Origin of the sequence: Shewanella sp. Isolate11 (assembly GCF_022398315.1) — a bacterium.
Classification (GTDB): domain Bacteria; phylum Pseudomonadota; class Gammaproteobacteria; order Enterobacterales; family Shewanellaceae; genus Shewanella.
Genome location: NZ_JAKEVF010000006.1, coordinates 173,738 through 189,543 on the forward strand (window position 1 = coordinate 173,738; position 15,806 = coordinate 189,543).

Below are 15,806 nucleotides of genomic sequence, written 5' to 3' on the forward strand. Positions count from 1 at the left end.
TTTTTACAACATTTAAGACTTAATAACAATCGTGACTGTGACGAGTGCAGTCATTACTGAGCCTGTTATGGCAATTAATTTATCCGGAACTTGCTCTATCCATGATGCTTGGCATACCAATTAGCCAGAGGTTGTGCCGATAGACCATGGGCGATGATACTCATCAATACCGTGGTGGTGACAACGGCATAGAGGGTTTCGAAACCTTTAATTCCGCCCATTTCATGAGCGACAATCAATACATATAAAATAGATGCTATACCACGTGGGCCAAACCAAGCGATAAATGCCATGGTAGCGAGATTAAGCCGACTGCCAAGTAGCGAGATGATCACAGGTAGCATTCGCAATAAAGTGAGGCTCAGTAGGGAATACAACAGCACATTGACAGTGACGAAAGGCAAGGTAATTGGCACAAACGCCAATCCAAAGATGAAAAAACTGATCAAGACTAATAACTCTCCTTCGCTTTCGGCAAAGTCTTCAATATGACCGCGGGTCATTTCATTGGTGTTGCCCGCATAAAGCCCTGCAAAGAAGGCGGCAATGAAGCCATTACCTGAGAAAGCCTCGGCTAAATAGAAAGCTAGAATTGCCAGCGCGATAGGGATTAGGTTGAGATAGGTTTCGACCATCCAATTGCGATTAAAGCATGAGGTTTGCAGCTTAGTGCCTAAATATCCCACCAGCCCACCGACGAGAGCACCGAAGATGATCTGCTGGGCTACATAGCCTAGCCAGCGATTATCTTGAGCATGTTCGACGCCACTTAAAATTAGCGCCACCACAGTGATCAAGATGGGGAAGATAATGCCATCGTTTAAACCGCTTTCGACATTAATAGTTGAGCGGATTTTTTCTGGGACTTTAGGATCTGAGACTACGGCTTTGCCCAATACTGCATCGGTGGGGGTTAACAGTAAAGCTAACAGTAAAAGATAGAAGCTGGGGAGTTCAGGGAAAAACAGCTTAGCGACACCGGCCCCTGCCACTATGGTGATTGGCAGTCCGATGAAGAGTAATCTGGCGGGTAATTTCCAAGATTGTTTTAGCAGTTTGAGCTCCAGTAACGCAGCATCACTAAACAGCACCAATACCAGTGCCACTTCCACCAGCAGGGTGACAAACTCAGTATCAACTTCGACCTGGGTTATCCCTAGGCCTATGGGCGATAATGCGAGACCCAGCCCGGTAAATACCATGGGGCCGGAAATATTAAAGCGCGCTAACCATTTAGAGATGTAGCCATAAACTAAGACGATTAAAGCGATTAGCAATATGACTAGATGTTCATCCATAGTGAGCCATTCCCTGTGTTTTCTCAATGGAAGTCAAAACGGCGATTGCTATTTACTATTCACTATCAATCGACTTATGTCGTAAGTAACAATTTACTCCATCCGTTAAGCTAGCAGAAATAATGGGCTGTAGCATGTGACGATTTGTTTTACCTCTGATTATTAATGACTGTGGCACATCGCTTGCGATGCAATACACTCCTCCAGTTCCGAGATACAACTGCCACAGCCGCTGCCGGCCTGAGTGGTACATATTAATGACTCCAGACTGATCCCTTTTTCGGCTTTTATGGCGTTATTTATTTGGTTCTCACCCACTTGCTTACAGGCACAGATGATTCTGCCTTTGGCTAAGTCACCACTGGGTTGGTTCGACAGCAAACTGGTAAATAACTCGGTTTGGTTTGGTGTGCTAAGCAGTTGTTCAAACCAGCTATGAGAAGGTAAATCAATTTGCTTGGCGACCGTGAAGGCAAACTGTAACTCTTGTTGCACACTAATGGCCAAACGATACTCATGGTGACTCTGATGCGCGTCTATTTGCACCTCAGCTTGGCTGCGATACAGGCTCTTGAGCTGAAGATGTAATGCCTCTGGTGCTAGTTTACTGGCAACAATATAACGATAACCGCCTTCAATACCTTGTCTTACCCAATAATCAAATTGTTGCGTGTCTATGTTGGTTTTACTGACCACTAAAGCCTGACTGTTAGGTTTAAAGGATTGCAATTGCACTGGGGTATTTTTCATTTCAGGCTGGCCTGACACAGGATCGGTTATCGCACAGCTAAGACGACTGATTTTGGCTGCGCTGGAGTTAGCATCACTCCAATGTATCGGTGCGAATAGATCGCCCTGTTTTACCGAATCATCAACTGAAACGCGCATCATGGCCTGACCCGAGGCACTGGATATGTGGGCGATATCATGCTGGGTAAAGTTGTAGCGTTTGGCATCGACAGGATTAATGCTCAATAACGGCTCAGGCTGGTGGCTATTGAGGCGTGCGGCTAATCCGGTACGTGTCATGGTATGCCATTGATCTCGGTTTCGGCCATTATTGAGCCTGAGCGGATAATCTGGGTCACAAGCCTGTTGAGAGGCAATATAGCGAACTGGGATCAACTGAGCTTTGTGGCTCTGGGTATCGAATTGACCGTCTTTAAATAGGTGTTGGCTAATGGGTTCGCGTTGAAGCTGATCAACAGGCCATTGTTGAGGCGGCAAATTAGCATATTCATTATCAGAGATATCCGCGAGCTGACCTAAGCGTAATGACTGGCCGGTGAGCGCGTGGGCTTTGTTGGTGAGTGCCGCGTATTCGCGAAAGATATCGGCTTCATGACGATAATTAAAGGCCGACTGAAATCCCATCCGTTTGGCCACTTCGCTGATGATCCACCAATCGGGACGCGCTTCGCCGGGCGAGGTGGTTATACGTCGCTGACGAGAGATACGGCGCTCCGAGTTAGTTACTGTGCCAGACTTCTCAGCCCAGCCCTGAGCGGGTAGCTGTACCGTAGCCAGCTGTCCTGTATCGGTATTGGCGACACAGTCAGATACCACGACCAAGGGACATTGGCGTAGAGCCTGTTTGATTTTATCACTATTAGGCAAGCTAACCGCCGGGTTGGTGGCCATTATCCATATCGCTTTAATTTTTCCATCGGCAAGGGCATCAAACATATCGACGGCTTTTAATCCGGGTTGGCAGGCTAAGTTATCGGTCTGCCAGTGCTGACTTACCAGTTGCCTTGCTGGTTGAGAAAAGTCGAGGTGCGCCGCCAAAGTATTGGCCAGACCGCCCACTTCCCGTCCTCCCATGGCATTGGGCTGGCCTGTAATGGAAAACGGGTTACAGCCTGCCTTACCGATTTTGCCTGTGGCGAGGTGACAATTGATAATGCTGTTGACCTTATCTGTTCCTTGGCTGGACTGATTGACGCCTTGGGAGTAAATCGTCAATACCTTTTCTGTATTGGCAAATAGCTGGAAGAAGTGGTTAAGACTTTCAGCATCTATACCTAATTGTTCGGCAAGTTGTGGTATTTCGTTGCTGTCAGCCTGCGCCGCTGCGATTGCTTGCTGCAAGCCTTGAGTGTGCGCCTCTATATATGAGTGATCTAATAGATCTTGCTGAGCAAGAAACGTCAACAGGCCATTAAAAAGTAATACATCGGTTGTGGCGTTAATGGGGAGATGTAGATCGGCGTAATGACTCGAGGCGGTTTTCCTAGGATCAATGACCACCAGCATAAGCTGAGGATTTTGTTGCTTAGCGGCTTTAATGCGTTGGAACAGAACCGGATGGCACCAGGCTAAGTTGGAGCCGACTAAGATGATTAGCTCTGCAGCCTCAATATCACTATAAGTGGCGGGCATACTGTCGGTACCAAAAGCACGTTTGTGACCCGCAACACTGGATGACATACATAATCTGGAGTTGGTATCGACGTTGGCGCTGCCAATAAAGCCTTTCATAAGTTTATTGGCAACATAGTAATCTTCGGTGAGTAACTGACCCGACAAATAGAAAGCCACAGATTCGGGGCCATGCTTCGCTATTGTGTCGCTAAAGCCCTGGGCAACTTGAGACAAGGCTTGCTCCCAACTCACAGGTTGCTGATCGATTTGAGGCTGAATAAGGCGTCCTTTTTCTACCAGAGTTTCTCCGAGCGCGGATCCTTTTGAGCATAATTTACCGAGATTCGCCGGATGTTGTTGATCGCCGCGCACCGATACTGCTCCATTTTTGAGCGGTTTAGCCTCTACACCACAACCCACGCCACAATATGCACAGGTCGTTTTAATCCAAGGGTTTATAGGGTTATTACTCATTCCACACCTCACAAAAATTACCGATTTACTTATTTTGTAAGCAATGCGCGAGCCAGTTTGTATTGCATCAATGTTGTGCGTTTTAATTTGTTGATTTAATTTATTTAAATTTTTTATAAAACAAAATATACCTATTTAGAGGTATATGTTTCGTCCTTTATTTTTCAATTAGATAGGTTGTTTTCACTTTTTTGAACTTTGCGTGCACCCATTAAGTGCGATTAATTACTTTGTTTAGTGATTAAAAACTTATGTTTTGTTTTTTGCCCCAGCTTTTTATTGTTCTATTTTGTTGATTTTTATTAATTAAATTATTTTTTAAGTTGCTGTTTTTTTGTTTGGCACTTTATTTGCTGAATAATTAACCATAGTCGAAGGGATAGTTGAGCGGGGCAAGTAAAGTGAACAGCAAACTGCAAATGAGACAAGAGATCATCGATCTAAAAAGACGAGATACTAACCGAGCTAAAAATAAGGGGAAGGTGAGTCTAGTTGGTGCTGGACCCGGAGATGCTGATCTATTAACGGTAAAGGCATTAACCATTATTCAATCGGCGGATCTGATTATCTATGACCGGTTGGTGAGTGATGATATCCGCGCGCTGTTTCCTGCATCGACCCCCGCCTTATATGTAGGTAAAGCTAAATCCCTTCACAGTGTTGACCAATCACGTATTAACGAAGTGCTTGTTGAGCAGGCCTTATTGGGCAAGCACATTTGCCGTTTAAAGGGCGGTGACGGTTTCATCTTTGGTCGTGGTGGTGAAGAGGTGTTGTCGTTAAAACAGCAGAATATCGCAGTTGAGGTTGTTCCAGGGATCACTGCAGCTTCGGGTTGCTCGACTTATGCAGGGATTCCTCTAACACACAGAGGACTATCTCAAGGTTGCACCTTTGTCACCGCTCATGCCGAGACAGATCTCAATATCAATTGGCAAGGATTAGCCTTATTAAATCATACCTTAGTGTTTTATATGGGCTTGAGTAAGGCCGGAATGATTGCCACTGAGCTGATGCAAGCCGGTTTGGACAGTCACACCCCTGTCGCTCTGATCGAGCGTGGTTGCTCACGCCAGCAGCGGCTAGTTAAAGGTGAAATTGCCAATCTCGCCGAGTTAGTTATAGAGCATCAATTAATCTCGCCGACGCTGATTTTAGTGGGTGAGGTGGTCAACCTTTCTGAGCAACTGAGTTGGTTTGAATCTCAAGTTGAGCATGCCCTTGACGGCAAAATGGAATTCACTTCTGTACGTATGAGTGCATAAACTTTTTTGGGGAAAACTAATGGATAAAATCAATGTATTGGTTGTAGGTAATGGCATGGTTGGCCATAAATTTATCGACAATATGTTAGCAAAAGAGGATGGGAACCAGTTTGGGTTAACGACCTTTGCTGAAGAGCCGCGTTTGGCCTATGACAGGGTGCAGTTGAGTAGCTATTTTAGCGGTAAGACAGAACAAGATTTAGCTTTAACCGATGCCAATTATTATCAACAGCATGGGGTTAAATTTTTGCTGGATACCAAGGTGGTGGATATTGACCCCTTGGCTCATACCGTTACCACAGACAATGGCGAGCAAGTTAGTTACGACAAGCTGGTACTGGCTACGGGCTCTTATCCTTTCGTTCCTCCTATTGCGGGTAACGATGGGGAACATTGCTTAGTTTATCGCACGATTGCCGATCTTGAGGCGATCACCGAGTCGAGTTGCCATAGTGAAAAAGGGGTGGTGATTGGTGGTGGCTTATTGGGATTAGAGGCGGCTAATGCCCTTAAAAACTTAGGGTTAGAAACCCATGTGGTTGAGTTCGCACCAAGATTAATGGCGGTACAGCTCGATGATGGTGGCGCCAGACTGTTACGTCATCAAATTGAAGATTTGGGTGTATGTGTGCATACCGAGAAGGCGACCACAGAAATTGTTGCAGGTGATAAAAGTCGTTATCGACTCAATTTTGCCGACGGCTCTCATCTTGAAACTGACATGATAGTTTTCTCTGCGGGAATTCGTCCTCAAGATGAATTAGCGCGTCAGGCTAAGCTAGAGGTCGGTGAGCGCGGTGGTATCGTGATTAACGATTATTGCCAAACCAGCGATAAAGATATTTATGCCATAGGTGAATGTGCCTTATGGCAAGGACGTATCTTCGGTTTGGTTGCTCCTGGATATAGCATGGCGGCTGTCGCGGCTGGACACATTGCAGGTGATGATGCTTGTTTTAGTGGTGCCGATATGAGTACCAAGTTGAAGTTACTCGGCTTGGATGTTGCCAGTATTGGCGATGCCCATGCACAGACAGCAGGGGCGCAATCTTATACCTTCCAAGATGAAGTGGCCCAAGTTTATAAAAGGCTGGTGGTTAACGCCGCTGGCGATCGCGTCTTAGGTGCCGTGTTAGTGGGTGATGTTGAAGCCTATGGTCAGCTGTTACAGATGATGTTGAATGATCTGCCTCTGCCAGATCATCCTTCGGCATTGATATTGCCTAATATAGACGGTGACTCGGCTGCCATGGGAGTTGAGGCATTGCCTGCAAGTGCACAGTTATGCTCTTGCTATGATGTCACTAAGGCGGATGTTGTCGATGCGGTGGCTAATGGCGCTACCGATATGGCGGCGATAAAAGCATGCACTAAAGCGTCGACGGGTTGTGGTGGTTGTAGCGCTTTAGTGAAACAGGTGATGGACTGCGAATTGACTGCAATGGGTCATCAAGTGGATAACAACCTGTGTGAGCATTTCAGTTATACCCGCCCTGAACTCGCCGATATCGTTCGTATTAAGAAAATTAATAGTTTTGATCAGCTGCTAGAAAGTCATGGAACTGGCCATGGTTGTGAAATCTGCAAGCCGACAGTGGCGTCTATCCTCGCATCTTTCTGGAATGAATATGTGTTAGAAGAGCCACATGTGGGGCTACAAGACACTAATGATGTGTATCTCGGCAATATGCAAAAAGATGGTACCTATTCAGTGGTGCCTCGCATTGCCGGTGGTGAAATCACTCCTGATAAACTTATCGTTCTCGGTGAAGTGGCTAAAGAGTTTGACCTCTATACCAAGATCACCGGTGGACAACGAATTGACCTTTTCGGTGCACAACTACACGAACTACCCTTGATTTGGCGCAAGCTGGTGGATGCGGGATTTGAAACCGGACATGCTTATGGCAAGTCGGTACGAACGGTGAAATCTTGTGTTGGCGACAGTTGGTGCCGTTTCGGTGTGCAGGACAGTTTAGGTTTCGCCATCGATATTGAGAACCGATATAAAGGCCTGAGATCACCTCATAAGCTTAAGTTTGCGGTATCGGGTTGTACCCGTGAATGTGCCGAAGCGCAGTCGAAAGATGTTGGTATTATCGCAACCGAAAATGGCTGGAATCTTTATGTGGGCGGTAATGGTGGTATGCGTCCGCGTCATGCCGAATTGTTTGCCTCTAATCTCGACGATCAAACACTTATCAAATATGTCGATCGCTTTCTCATGTTCTATATCCGCAGCGCCGAGCGTTTACAACGCACCTCAGTATGGATTGAAAACCTAGAAGGTGGCATCGAATATCTTAAATCTGTGATTATCGACGACAAGCTTGGTCTAGCCGAGGAGTTGGAATCCGAGATGGCCCATAGCATCGCTCAATATCAATGTGAGTGGAAAACCACAATAGAAAGCCCTGAAAAGCTTAAGCGATTCCAACATTTTGTGAATAGCCAGGCGGGCGACAGTGAGCTGGCTTATGACATCAAGCGGCAACAGCGCATGCCGGTGCAGATCCATAAAATTCCAGTATTAGAAATTGTTGATTAGGGGGTAGGTATGAATACTTGGGTCGATATTTGTCAGAGTGAAGATATTGTTGCGGGAACCGGAGTGTGTGCCTTATTGGGCAGTGAGCAAGTGGCCATTTTTCGATGTCGGCAGAGTGATCGTTTGTTTGCGGTATCTAACTATGACCCTATAGGTCGAGCCAATGTGTTATCTCGGGGGATCATGGGCTGTATTAAAGGGGAGTTAGTGGTGTCTTCGCCTTTGTATAAGCAACATTTCAATTTACAGACGGGTGGTTGTTTACAAGACCCGAACTATCAACTTAAGACCTATGAGGTTCGGCGTCAGGGACAAAGCATACAGTTACTTAAAGTGGCTTAACCTACTTAGTACCGAAACAGTCAGTGTCGAAATTAGTTAACCGATACTGAAATATTTAACGATTTAATTTAATTGCTACTTAAAGTAGCAGGGACTTGTGCACCTAAAATTTAGGTCATAGCCAATTTAGGTTCGAATTTGAGTTACCTTAACTGCAGATATTTTGCCGTTATAAGTCGGTTAAGGGTAACCAGAGAATAACGTTAATTGGCGGCAAGTTCTCATTAGGGAGAACCCGTTATGAGTACAGTAAATCGATTCAACCTCTTCTCATTTAGTGGGAATATGAAAATACTCCACCTGAGCTGGATGGCCTTTTTTATCACCTTTGTCGTGTGGTTTAACTTTGCGCCATTATTACAATCGGTTAAGCAATCCTTAGGGTTAACCACCGCCGAAATTAAAACTCTGCTCATTCTGAATGTGGCATTTACGATTCCTGCTAGGGTCATCATTGGCATGCTTACCGACCGCTTTGGACCGCGCTTGGTATATTCCATGCTATTGGCGATCTGTTCGATACCTTGTTTTGCTTTTGCAATGGCCGATAGTTTTGTTCAAGCGGCTATTGCTCGATTCTTACTGGGCTTTATTGGCGCAGGATTTGTGGTGGGTATTCGTTTAGTTTCCGAGTGGTTTCCTCATCATCAGTTAGGTACTGCAGAAGGCATATATGGCGGCTGGGGTAACTTTGGCTCGGCGGCTGCGGCATTTACCTTGCCGACAATCGCGCTGATATTTGGTGGTGACGATGGTTGGCGTTATGCCATGGGGCTTACAGGATTAGTCAGCTTAATGTTTGCGTTTGTTTTTTATCGTAATGTTGAGGATACCCCTAAGGGCGCTACTTACTTTAAACCCAAGAACCTCACCGCCATGGAAGTGACCTCTAAAGGAGATTTCTATCTGTTATTGCTGATGAAAATCCCCATGTACGGTGCCTTGGCATTATTGGCGTGGAAGTTATCGCCTGCGGGTGTTGCTATGTTAACGGATACGGTCGTTTGGGCTATTTATCTTGGGTTGGGGCTACTGTATTTGTATGAAGTCTCGCAAGTATGGAAAGTGAACAAAACGGTGTTTGAAGGGCCGGTACCAGAAATCCACAGATATAAGTTTAAGCAAGTGGCTGTGTTGAATGTGCTTTATTTTGCGACTTTTGGTTCAGAGTTAGCTGTGGTTTCCATGTTGCCGCTGTTTTTCGCTGAAACCTTCGAATTGACCCCTGTGATGGCGGGGATGGTCGCTTCGGCTTATGCGTTTATGAATCTTATGTCACGCCCTGGTGGCGGCTGGATTTCTGATAAGTTTGGTCGTAAACCTACGCTACTGATTTTGACCGCGGGTTTAGCGGCGGGCTACTTTTTAATGGGGCAGGTGAACAGCGAATGGCCGGTGTGGATAGCCGTTGCTGCAGCGATGGCCTGTTCTTTCTTTGTGCAATCAGGTGAAGGCGCGGTATTCGCCACAGTGCCACTCATTAAACGTCGAATGACAGGACAGATCGCAGGCATGACCGGAGCCTACGGTAACGTGGGTGCCGTGTGTTATTTAACTGTGCTCTCTTTCGTTGACTACAGTACCTTTTTCTATGTTATTGCCATCACTGCTGTGGTGGGATTTGTGGCGCTGTGGATGATGGAAGAACCCAAAGGGCAGATGGTGGAAGTCAATCAAGATGGCAGCGTTACTCTTATTGACGTATCGAGCCGATAAACTGGAACGCCGATGACAGTGAATATTCAAGCGCAACCTCTTGTTTCTGGACAGATAGAAACCACAAAAAAATCACTGCAGGTGAGTTTTGGTGGGCAATCTATTGCGGGGGCTCGAAGTCATAACCAGGATGCCTTTGCTGTGTATCGCAGTAGCGATATGCAGCAACTGATGCACAAAGGGGTTGTTGCTTGTATTGCCGATGGTGTGAGTTGCAGTAGTCATGCTCAGCAAGCCAGTCAGCTTTGTGTGACTCAGTTTATCGAGGACTATTTGAGTACTCCTGAAAGCTGGGGAGTAAAGCAGTCGGCGCATAGGGTACTCAGTTCATTGAACTCATGGTTGTATCATCATAGCCAGCAGTGTGATTTACAACATAATAGTTTTGTCTCCACCTTTAGCGCTTTGGTGGTTAAGTCTAATAGGGTACATCTGTTTCATGCCGGAGACAGTCGTGTCTATCTCTATCGTCAGGGGGAGTTGCGGCAGCTGACTCGGGATCACTGCCAGCATCAGATGGGGAATAAAAGTTTTTTGACTCGAGCTTTAGGGATGGATAGCCATCTTGAGGTGGATTATCAAAGCCATGAGGCTCAACAGGGGGATCTGTTTTTACTCAGTACCGATGGCGTGCATGAATGCTTGTCTCCCAGCGAAATTAGCCAGTCGTTACAGCAAGTAGAGCAAGCTCTGCCGTTAGAGAAAATTGCCGACACGCTTGTGCAGCAAGCCTTTCGGCAAGGTAGTCAGGATAATCTAAGTTGTGTGCTGCTAAAGGTAGAAGCATTGCCTTTTATTGAGGCGAATGAATTAGTGCAGCAATACCAACAGAAAGTCATTCCGCCAGTGATGGATGTCGGTAATAAGATCGATGAGTTCGAGGTGGTAAAAGTCTTATATAGTGGAAGCCGGAGTCATATTTATCTGGTCGAGCACAGAGACAGTAAAGCGACTTATGTGATTAAGGCTCCCTCGTTAAATTATGCTGACGACCCTTTATATCTAGCCAGTTTTGTTCGTGAGCAATGGATCGGACAACGGACGCAACATGCGAGTTTAATGAAGGTTTATCCTTATTCGACGCCTTTTTTGTATCACCTTTGCCAATATGTACCTGGGCAGACCCTGCGCCAATGGATGCTTGATCACCCCCATGCGGAGATCAATCAAGTTCGTTCGATTGTTGGCGAGGTAGTTATTGCGATTCGAGCATTGCAAAGATTAGCCGTGGTGCATAGGGATCTAAAGCCGGAAAACTTACTGCTGACGGAAGATAATAAAGTGGTGTTAATCGATTATGGTGCTGCACAGGCGATGGGGTTAGTAGAGTTGCAGCAAGAAGATAAAGAATGTCCGTTAGGTGCTAAAGGCTATATTGCTCCTGAATATTTGATGGGGCAGGAGGCCAGTCATCAATCTGATATTTTTTCTTTAGCTGTGATGATTTATGAAATGTTGACCGGAGAGTTACCTTATAAACTCGAAGGTGCTAATTATGTCGATCACTTCCGTAGCCATAAGTGGAACTATATTTCGGCACGTTGCTTTAGAGATGATATTCCAGTCTGGTTGGATTTAACCTTACAAAAGGCCTGTCATCCACAACCACAGTTACGTTATCAAGCGATGTCTGAGTTACTTGTCGATCTGACTACACCGAATAAAACCTTGTTAGCCCAGCGACAACACTCACCATTAATAGAGCGCGACCCTATACTGTTTTGGCGTACATTATCGGTACTATTAATGCTCGTCATCTTAATACAAGCTTTGCTGTTATAACCGCAATTACTCAGGTTAGGCTAAAACTGACTCGGAGCGATCTTCGATACGCTTCCATATTTTCTCATGAAAGTAGAACACAACAGTATTAATAGCTGGCTCGACTAGGGCGACGGCGCCTCCGATAACGACACTACCTGTTAATAAGTAAGTAATAGTGAAAGCAACGCCAAAGTGTAAGATGGCAAAGGTTAATGTTTTAGTCATGGTCGAACTCCTTTTGAATTTATGTAAATGATAATTGTTATCATTATCAGTGTAAATCCATTGAGCTTCGATAGTGTTGATTGTAAAAATCGATTGTAATTTAATTTTGTATCTATTTTATGGTTTTTGGGGAAAATAGAAAGCCGCTAGTGATAGCGGCTTTTAATGGTCTAACTACAATTCACCATGCCAATATTAATAGTGCCAAGGGAACTTAGAAAAGTCCTGATCACGTTTTTCTAAGAAGGCATCTCGGCCTTCAACTGCCTCATCTGTACCATAGGCAAGGCGAGTGGCTTCGCCAGCAAATAGCTGCTGACCTACCAACCCATCATCTGGCAAGTTAAAGCCATATTTGAGCATCCGCATGGCGGTGGGCGATTTAGAGTTAATCTCTTTAGCCCAGTTTAAGGCTTCAGTCTCAAGTTCGGCATGAGGGATTGAGCGGTTGACCATGCCCATATCGAAAGCTTCATCGGCACTATAGTTAAAACCTAAGAAGAAGATTTCGCGAGCACGTTTCTGGCCGATCATCTTAGCCAAGTAGGCGCTGCCATAACCTGAGTCGAAACTGCCGACATCTGGATCGGTTTGTTTAAATACCGCATGTTCTTTTGAGGCCAAGGTCAAGTCGCACACAACATGCAAGCTATGGCCACCACCTACCGCCCAACCGGGTACCACGGCAATCACCACTTTAGGCATAAAGCGGATCAAACGTTGTACTTCTAATATATGTAGTCGTCCCATACGGGCAATATCGGGAGTGTCGGTTTCAGCACCCTCATATTTATAACCATCTTTGCCACGAATACGCTGGTCGCCACCGGCCGAGAATGACCACTGTCCTTTTGCTGAAGGGCCATTACCTGTAAGCAATACGCAGCCCACATCTGACCATTGTCGCGCGTGATCCAGTGCGATATAGAGTTCGTCTACGGTTTTAGGGCGAAACGAGTTAAGGCAGTCAGGACGATTAATGGCGATACGCACAGTGCCTTGATCTTTCGCCCTGTGATAAGTGATATCTTCAAATTCAAATCCTGCTACTTCATCCCAAAGGCTAGGTTCAAAAATATCAGAAACCGTGTCTGTCATGTTAGTTACCCTGTATTTGTAAAAGACTAATTTGCCAAGGCTAGGCTTATTATTTATAGAGGTCAATTTAGGATATGAAAACCGTGTTTGAGCGCGATTTCATATCCTAAATAAGCTGATTAGTGAATTTTATCGCAGATGAAGGTTTGGTTTTCTTTGCTTAAGGCGGTAAAGCGTTTGCTATCATCGCCGCAATACTGATCTTTAAATTCGAGTACCGACTCTTTGGTCTCTAAAATACCATCTAGTGCTGCCAACTCTTTGCGATCGAGTCGGTCGGCAATTTCAGATTTTAGATGCGAGATGTCGTGTTCAACTCTGATAATTCTTGTGCCTGTCATCGAGTCGAGTTTGCGCTCAATTTTTTTCAGTAACGCATCGGTCTGCGCAATCGGTTCATCAAGTTTATCTGTTTGGGTCGCGAAGTAGTAAAGCACTGCTACTCCAGCCGCCACAATAATCCATCCTTTCATTATTTTATCCCAACCTTGGTGAACAATTTGTAATAGAAAATGTATAATAAGCCAGTTTTCATGAAATATTAAAGCTGTAAGGCTGTTAAATATGGACGCAGAATCAAATAAAAAGGATTATTCGAAAGCTGAGCGGATTAAAATTCATCAGCCTGATGTGAATAAATCCGATAAGTTTAATCCTCGCAATCGCATCTATGTCAGAGCCATTGAGGGCTTTTGGACTCAACTGCGTCGTCGCCTTGGTTGGATAGCCATGTTGTTCTTCCTGTTGCTGCCTTGGATCCCTTGGGGAGATAGGCAAGCCGTTTGGTTCAACTTAGGCGAACAAAAATTCCATATCTTTGGCCTTACTATCTGGCCGCAAGATCTCACCCTGTTAGCCGCACTGTTTATGATAGCCGCATTCGGCTTGTTTTTCGTGACTACTTATCTCGGCCGAGTTTGGTGTGGCTACACTTGCCCGCAAACCGTATGGACATTTATTTTTATCTGGTTTGAAGAGAAGCTGGAAGGCGCCCGTAATAAGCGGATCAAATTGGATCAGATGCCTTGGAGCTTTAATAAGGTTTGGCGAAAAACCGTTAAGCATATTTGCTGGCTGTTAGTGTCATTACTGACGGCGATGACTTTTGTATCTTATTTTGTGCCAACCACAGAAGTCTATGTCGAGGTATTTAGTGGCGCGGCATCAGGCGTCATCTATTTCTGGGTCGCACTATTTACTATTGCTACTTATGGTAATGCCGGTTGGATGCGTGAAATCATGTGCTTGCATATGTGCCCCTACGCCCGCTTCCAATCGGTGATGTTCGACAAGAATACTTATATTGTTGGCTATGACGCTAAGCGTGGTGAATCTCGTGGTCCTCGTTCAAGAAAGGCCGACCATAAAGCCCTCGGCTTGGGTGATTGTATTGACTGTGACTTATGTGTGCAGGTTTGCCCTACGGGGATCGATATTCGTAATGGATTGCAATATGAATGTATCAACTGTGGTGCTTGTATCGATGCCTGTGATAACACCATGGAGCGCATGGGTTATCAAAAAGGTTTGATTTCCTATACTACCGAAAACAAATTGGAAGGCATTAAAGAGAAAGTATTACGTCCTAAGTTAGTTGGCTACGGAGCCTTGTTAGTTATCATGACTAGCATCCTTGTATATGCTACTGCCACTATTGACCCAATTCGTATCGATATTATTCGCGATCGAAATCAACTGTTCAGGGAAAATGATCAGGGATTAATAGAAAATACCTTTACTCTAAAGATCCTAAATAAGACCGAAGCCGCACATGAGTATCAACTCAGTGTCGATGGATTACCTAATTACCAATGGTATGGGCCACAAACGGTAACAATCGAAGGTGGTGAGGTGCTTACTTTACCTATTAGTGTCGCGGTAGACCCAGTTGATCTTTCTCGCTCTATGGTAAAAGTGAAGTTTAAAGTAGTTACTACTGTTGACGGTGACACATTAGCAGCATCACAAGAGTCGCGTTTCTTTAGTCAATAAAGCGAGTTTGATAGGTAAAAAGGGGCTTTTAGCCCCTTTTTTACGCATATTGCATGATAAGTAATCGCTTAAACGCCAAAGTGTCATTTTCTTCAAAAAAGCCCTTGCGCCCTTTCAATAACACCCTATAATGCGCATCCACTGACACGGCAGGCAGCGTCGCAAGGCGAAGTAAAGCTAAGTCAGGGCAGCAAGTGAAACAGGTTTTTTTAGCTGTGATTTACCGCCAGGCTTTAAATAGTCAGCGTAGTAAATAACCACTTAAAAAACTTTTTAAAAAATCACTTGACGCCGACCAAGGAAAGCGTAGAATACGCAGCCCTAGCCCGCTGGACTCCAGTATGAGGCGAACGTTCTTTAACAAGATAAAACAAGAAATCTGTGTGGACACTCACAGGTATTGAGTTAATCGAAAACGATTTATTTCTCAATGCTTTTCTGTAACTAGCAATAGTTAACTAGAGATAGTGAATGTCCATAGCAATATGTACAAACGTTTTATAGATTCTTCCGAGTCTTTAAAACGAATCAGAATTCATTGAGCCGTTCTAAACTCTTAACGGGGTTTGGGACACAAAAACTTTAATTGAAGAGTTTGATCATGGCTCAGATTGAACGCTGGCGGCAGGCCTAACACATGCAAGTCGAGCGGTAACATTTCAAAAGCTTGCTTTTGAAGATGACGAGCGGCGGACGGGTGAGTAATGCCTAGGGAACTGC

The 15,806-nt window shown here is 45.1% G+C and carries 11 protein-coding genes and 1 rRNA gene; 7 read left to right on the forward strand and 5 right to left on the reverse strand.

Translation table 11 applies throughout. From position 1 onward, the window contains the following. Positions 1-95: 95 nt before the first annotated feature. Positions 96-1,298: a cation:proton antiporter gene (locus L1D21_RS14560; RefSeq protein WP_239845993.1), complete on the reverse strand. Its 1,203-nt coding sequence runs from the start codon at positions 1,296-1,298 to the stop codon at positions 96-98. A 162-nt stretch (positions 1,299-1,460) separates the two neighbouring features. Beyond that, a complete protein-coding gene (locus L1D21_RS14565; protein ID WP_239845994.1) occupies positions 1,461-4,136 on the reverse strand; it encodes a nitrate reductase in 2,676 nt (891 codons plus the stop codon). A 419-nt stretch (positions 4,137-4,555) separates the two neighbouring features. Between L1D21_RS14565 and cobA the strand changes: the two genes are divergently transcribed. The 5 genes from cobA (at position 4,556) to L1D21_RS14590 (ending at position 11,789) form a co-directional block, all read left to right on the forward strand. Beyond that, on the forward strand, positions 4,556-5,401 hold the full coding sequence (gene cobA / locus L1D21_RS14570) for a uroporphyrinogen-III C-methyltransferase (protein WP_239846013.1): 846 nt from the start codon (positions 4,556-4,558) through the stop codon (positions 5,399-5,401). 19 nt (positions 5,402-5,420) lie between these two features. Then, positions 5,421-7,949 (forward strand): nitrite reductase large subunit NirB, encoded by a 2,529-nt coding sequence (nirB, locus tag L1D21_RS14575; RefSeq protein ID WP_239845995.1) that lies wholly within the window; start codon positions 5,421-5,423, stop codon positions 7,947-7,949. A 9-nt stretch (positions 7,950-7,958) separates the two neighbouring features. Further along, a complete protein-coding gene (gene nirD / locus L1D21_RS14580; RefSeq protein WP_239845996.1) occupies positions 7,959-8,291 on the forward strand; it encodes a nitrite reductase small subunit NirD in 333 nt (110 codons plus the stop codon). Between the two features lie 240 nt (positions 8,292-8,531). Further along, positions 8,532-10,007 carry a NarK family nitrate/nitrite MFS transporter gene (locus L1D21_RS14585; protein WP_239845997.1) on the forward strand — a complete coding sequence of 492 codons (1,476 nt, stop codon included), beginning with the start codon at positions 8,532-8,534 and terminating at the stop codon, positions 10,005-10,007. Positions 10,008-10,019: 12 nt separating this feature from the next. Continuing rightward, complete coding sequence (locus tag L1D21_RS14590) at positions 10,020-11,789, forward strand: bifunctional protein-serine/threonine kinase/phosphatase (protein WP_239845998.1); 1,770 nt, start codon at positions 10,020-10,022, stop codon at positions 11,787-11,789. A 15-nt stretch (positions 11,790-11,804) separates the two neighbouring features. On the opposite strand, the gene L1D21_RS14595 is transcribed toward L1D21_RS14590, so the two are convergent. The 3 genes from L1D21_RS14595 to L1D21_RS14605 form a co-directional block, all read right to left on the reverse strand. Beyond that, the gene (locus L1D21_RS14595) at positions 11,805-11,996 is read right to left on the reverse strand and encodes a DUF2061 domain-containing protein (protein WP_239845999.1); all 192 of its coding nucleotides are present in this window, start codon (positions 11,994-11,996) and stop codon (positions 11,805-11,807) included. A gap of 195 nt (positions 11,997-12,191) precedes the next feature. Then, entirely contained in the window at positions 12,192-13,094 is a 903-nt protein-coding gene (locus L1D21_RS14600; protein WP_239846000.1) for a 1,4-dihydroxy-2-naphthoyl-CoA synthase, read from the reverse strand. Between the two features lie 119 nt (positions 13,095-13,213). Beyond that, positions 13,214-13,567 carry a hypothetical protein gene (locus tag L1D21_RS14605; protein WP_239846001.1) on the reverse strand — a complete coding sequence of 118 codons (354 nt, stop codon included), beginning with the start codon at positions 13,565-13,567 and terminating at the stop codon, positions 13,214-13,216. 91 nt (positions 13,568-13,658) lie between these two features. Between L1D21_RS14605 and ccoG the strand changes: the two genes are divergently transcribed. Together ccoG and L1D21_RS14615 are read left to right on the forward strand one after the other, a co-directional pair. After that, positions 13,659-15,086, forward strand: a complete 1,428-nt coding sequence (gene ccoG / locus L1D21_RS14610; protein WP_239846002.1) for a cytochrome c oxidase accessory protein CcoG — start codon at positions 13,659-13,661, stop codon at positions 15,084-15,086. 583 nt (positions 15,087-15,669) lie between these two features. Then, positions 15,670-15,806, forward strand: a 16S ribosomal RNA gene (locus L1D21_RS14615); the annotation flags it as partial.

Excerpts from the sequence above, each read along its gene's own strand:
- L1D21_RS14590 (WP_239845998.1), top strand. The coding sequence starts at position 10,020 with ATGACAGTGAATATTCAAGCGCAACCTCTTGTTTCTGGACAGATAGAA.
- L1D21_RS14600 (WP_239846000.1), bottom strand. The coding sequence starts at position 13,094 with ATGACAGACACGGTTTCTGATATTTTTGAACCTAGCCTTTGGGATGAA.
- L1D21_RS14560 (WP_239845993.1), bottom strand. The coding sequence starts at position 1,298 with ATGGATGAACATCTAGTCATATTGCTAATCGCTTTAATCGTCTTAGTT.
- L1D21_RS14565 (WP_239845994.1), bottom strand. The coding sequence starts at position 4,136 with ATGAGTAATAACCCTATAAACCCTTGGATTAAAACGACCTGTGCATAT.
- ccoG (WP_239846002.1), top strand. The coding sequence starts at position 13,659 with ATGGACGCAGAATCAAATAAAAAGGATTATTCGAAAGCTGAGCGGATT.
- L1D21_RS14585 (WP_239845997.1), top strand. The coding sequence starts at position 8,532 with ATGAGTACAGTAAATCGATTCAACCTCTTCTCATTTAGTGGGAATATG.
- nirB (WP_239845995.1), top strand. The coding sequence starts at position 5,421 with ATGGATAAAATCAATGTATTGGTTGTAGGTAATGGCATGGTTGGCCAT.
- nirD (WP_239845996.1), top strand. The coding sequence starts at position 7,959 with ATGAATACTTGGGTCGATATTTGTCAGAGTGAAGATATTGTTGCGGGA.
- cobA (WP_239846013.1), top strand. The coding sequence starts at position 4,556 with ATGAGACAAGAGATCATCGATCTAAAAAGACGAGATACTAACCGAGCT.
- L1D21_RS14605 (WP_239846001.1), bottom strand. The coding sequence starts at position 13,567 with ATGAAAGGATGGATTATTGTGGCGGCTGGAGTAGCAGTGCTTTACTAC.
- L1D21_RS14595 (WP_239845999.1), bottom strand. The coding sequence starts at position 11,996 with ATGACTAAAACATTAACCTTTGCCATCTTACACTTTGGCGTTGCTTTC.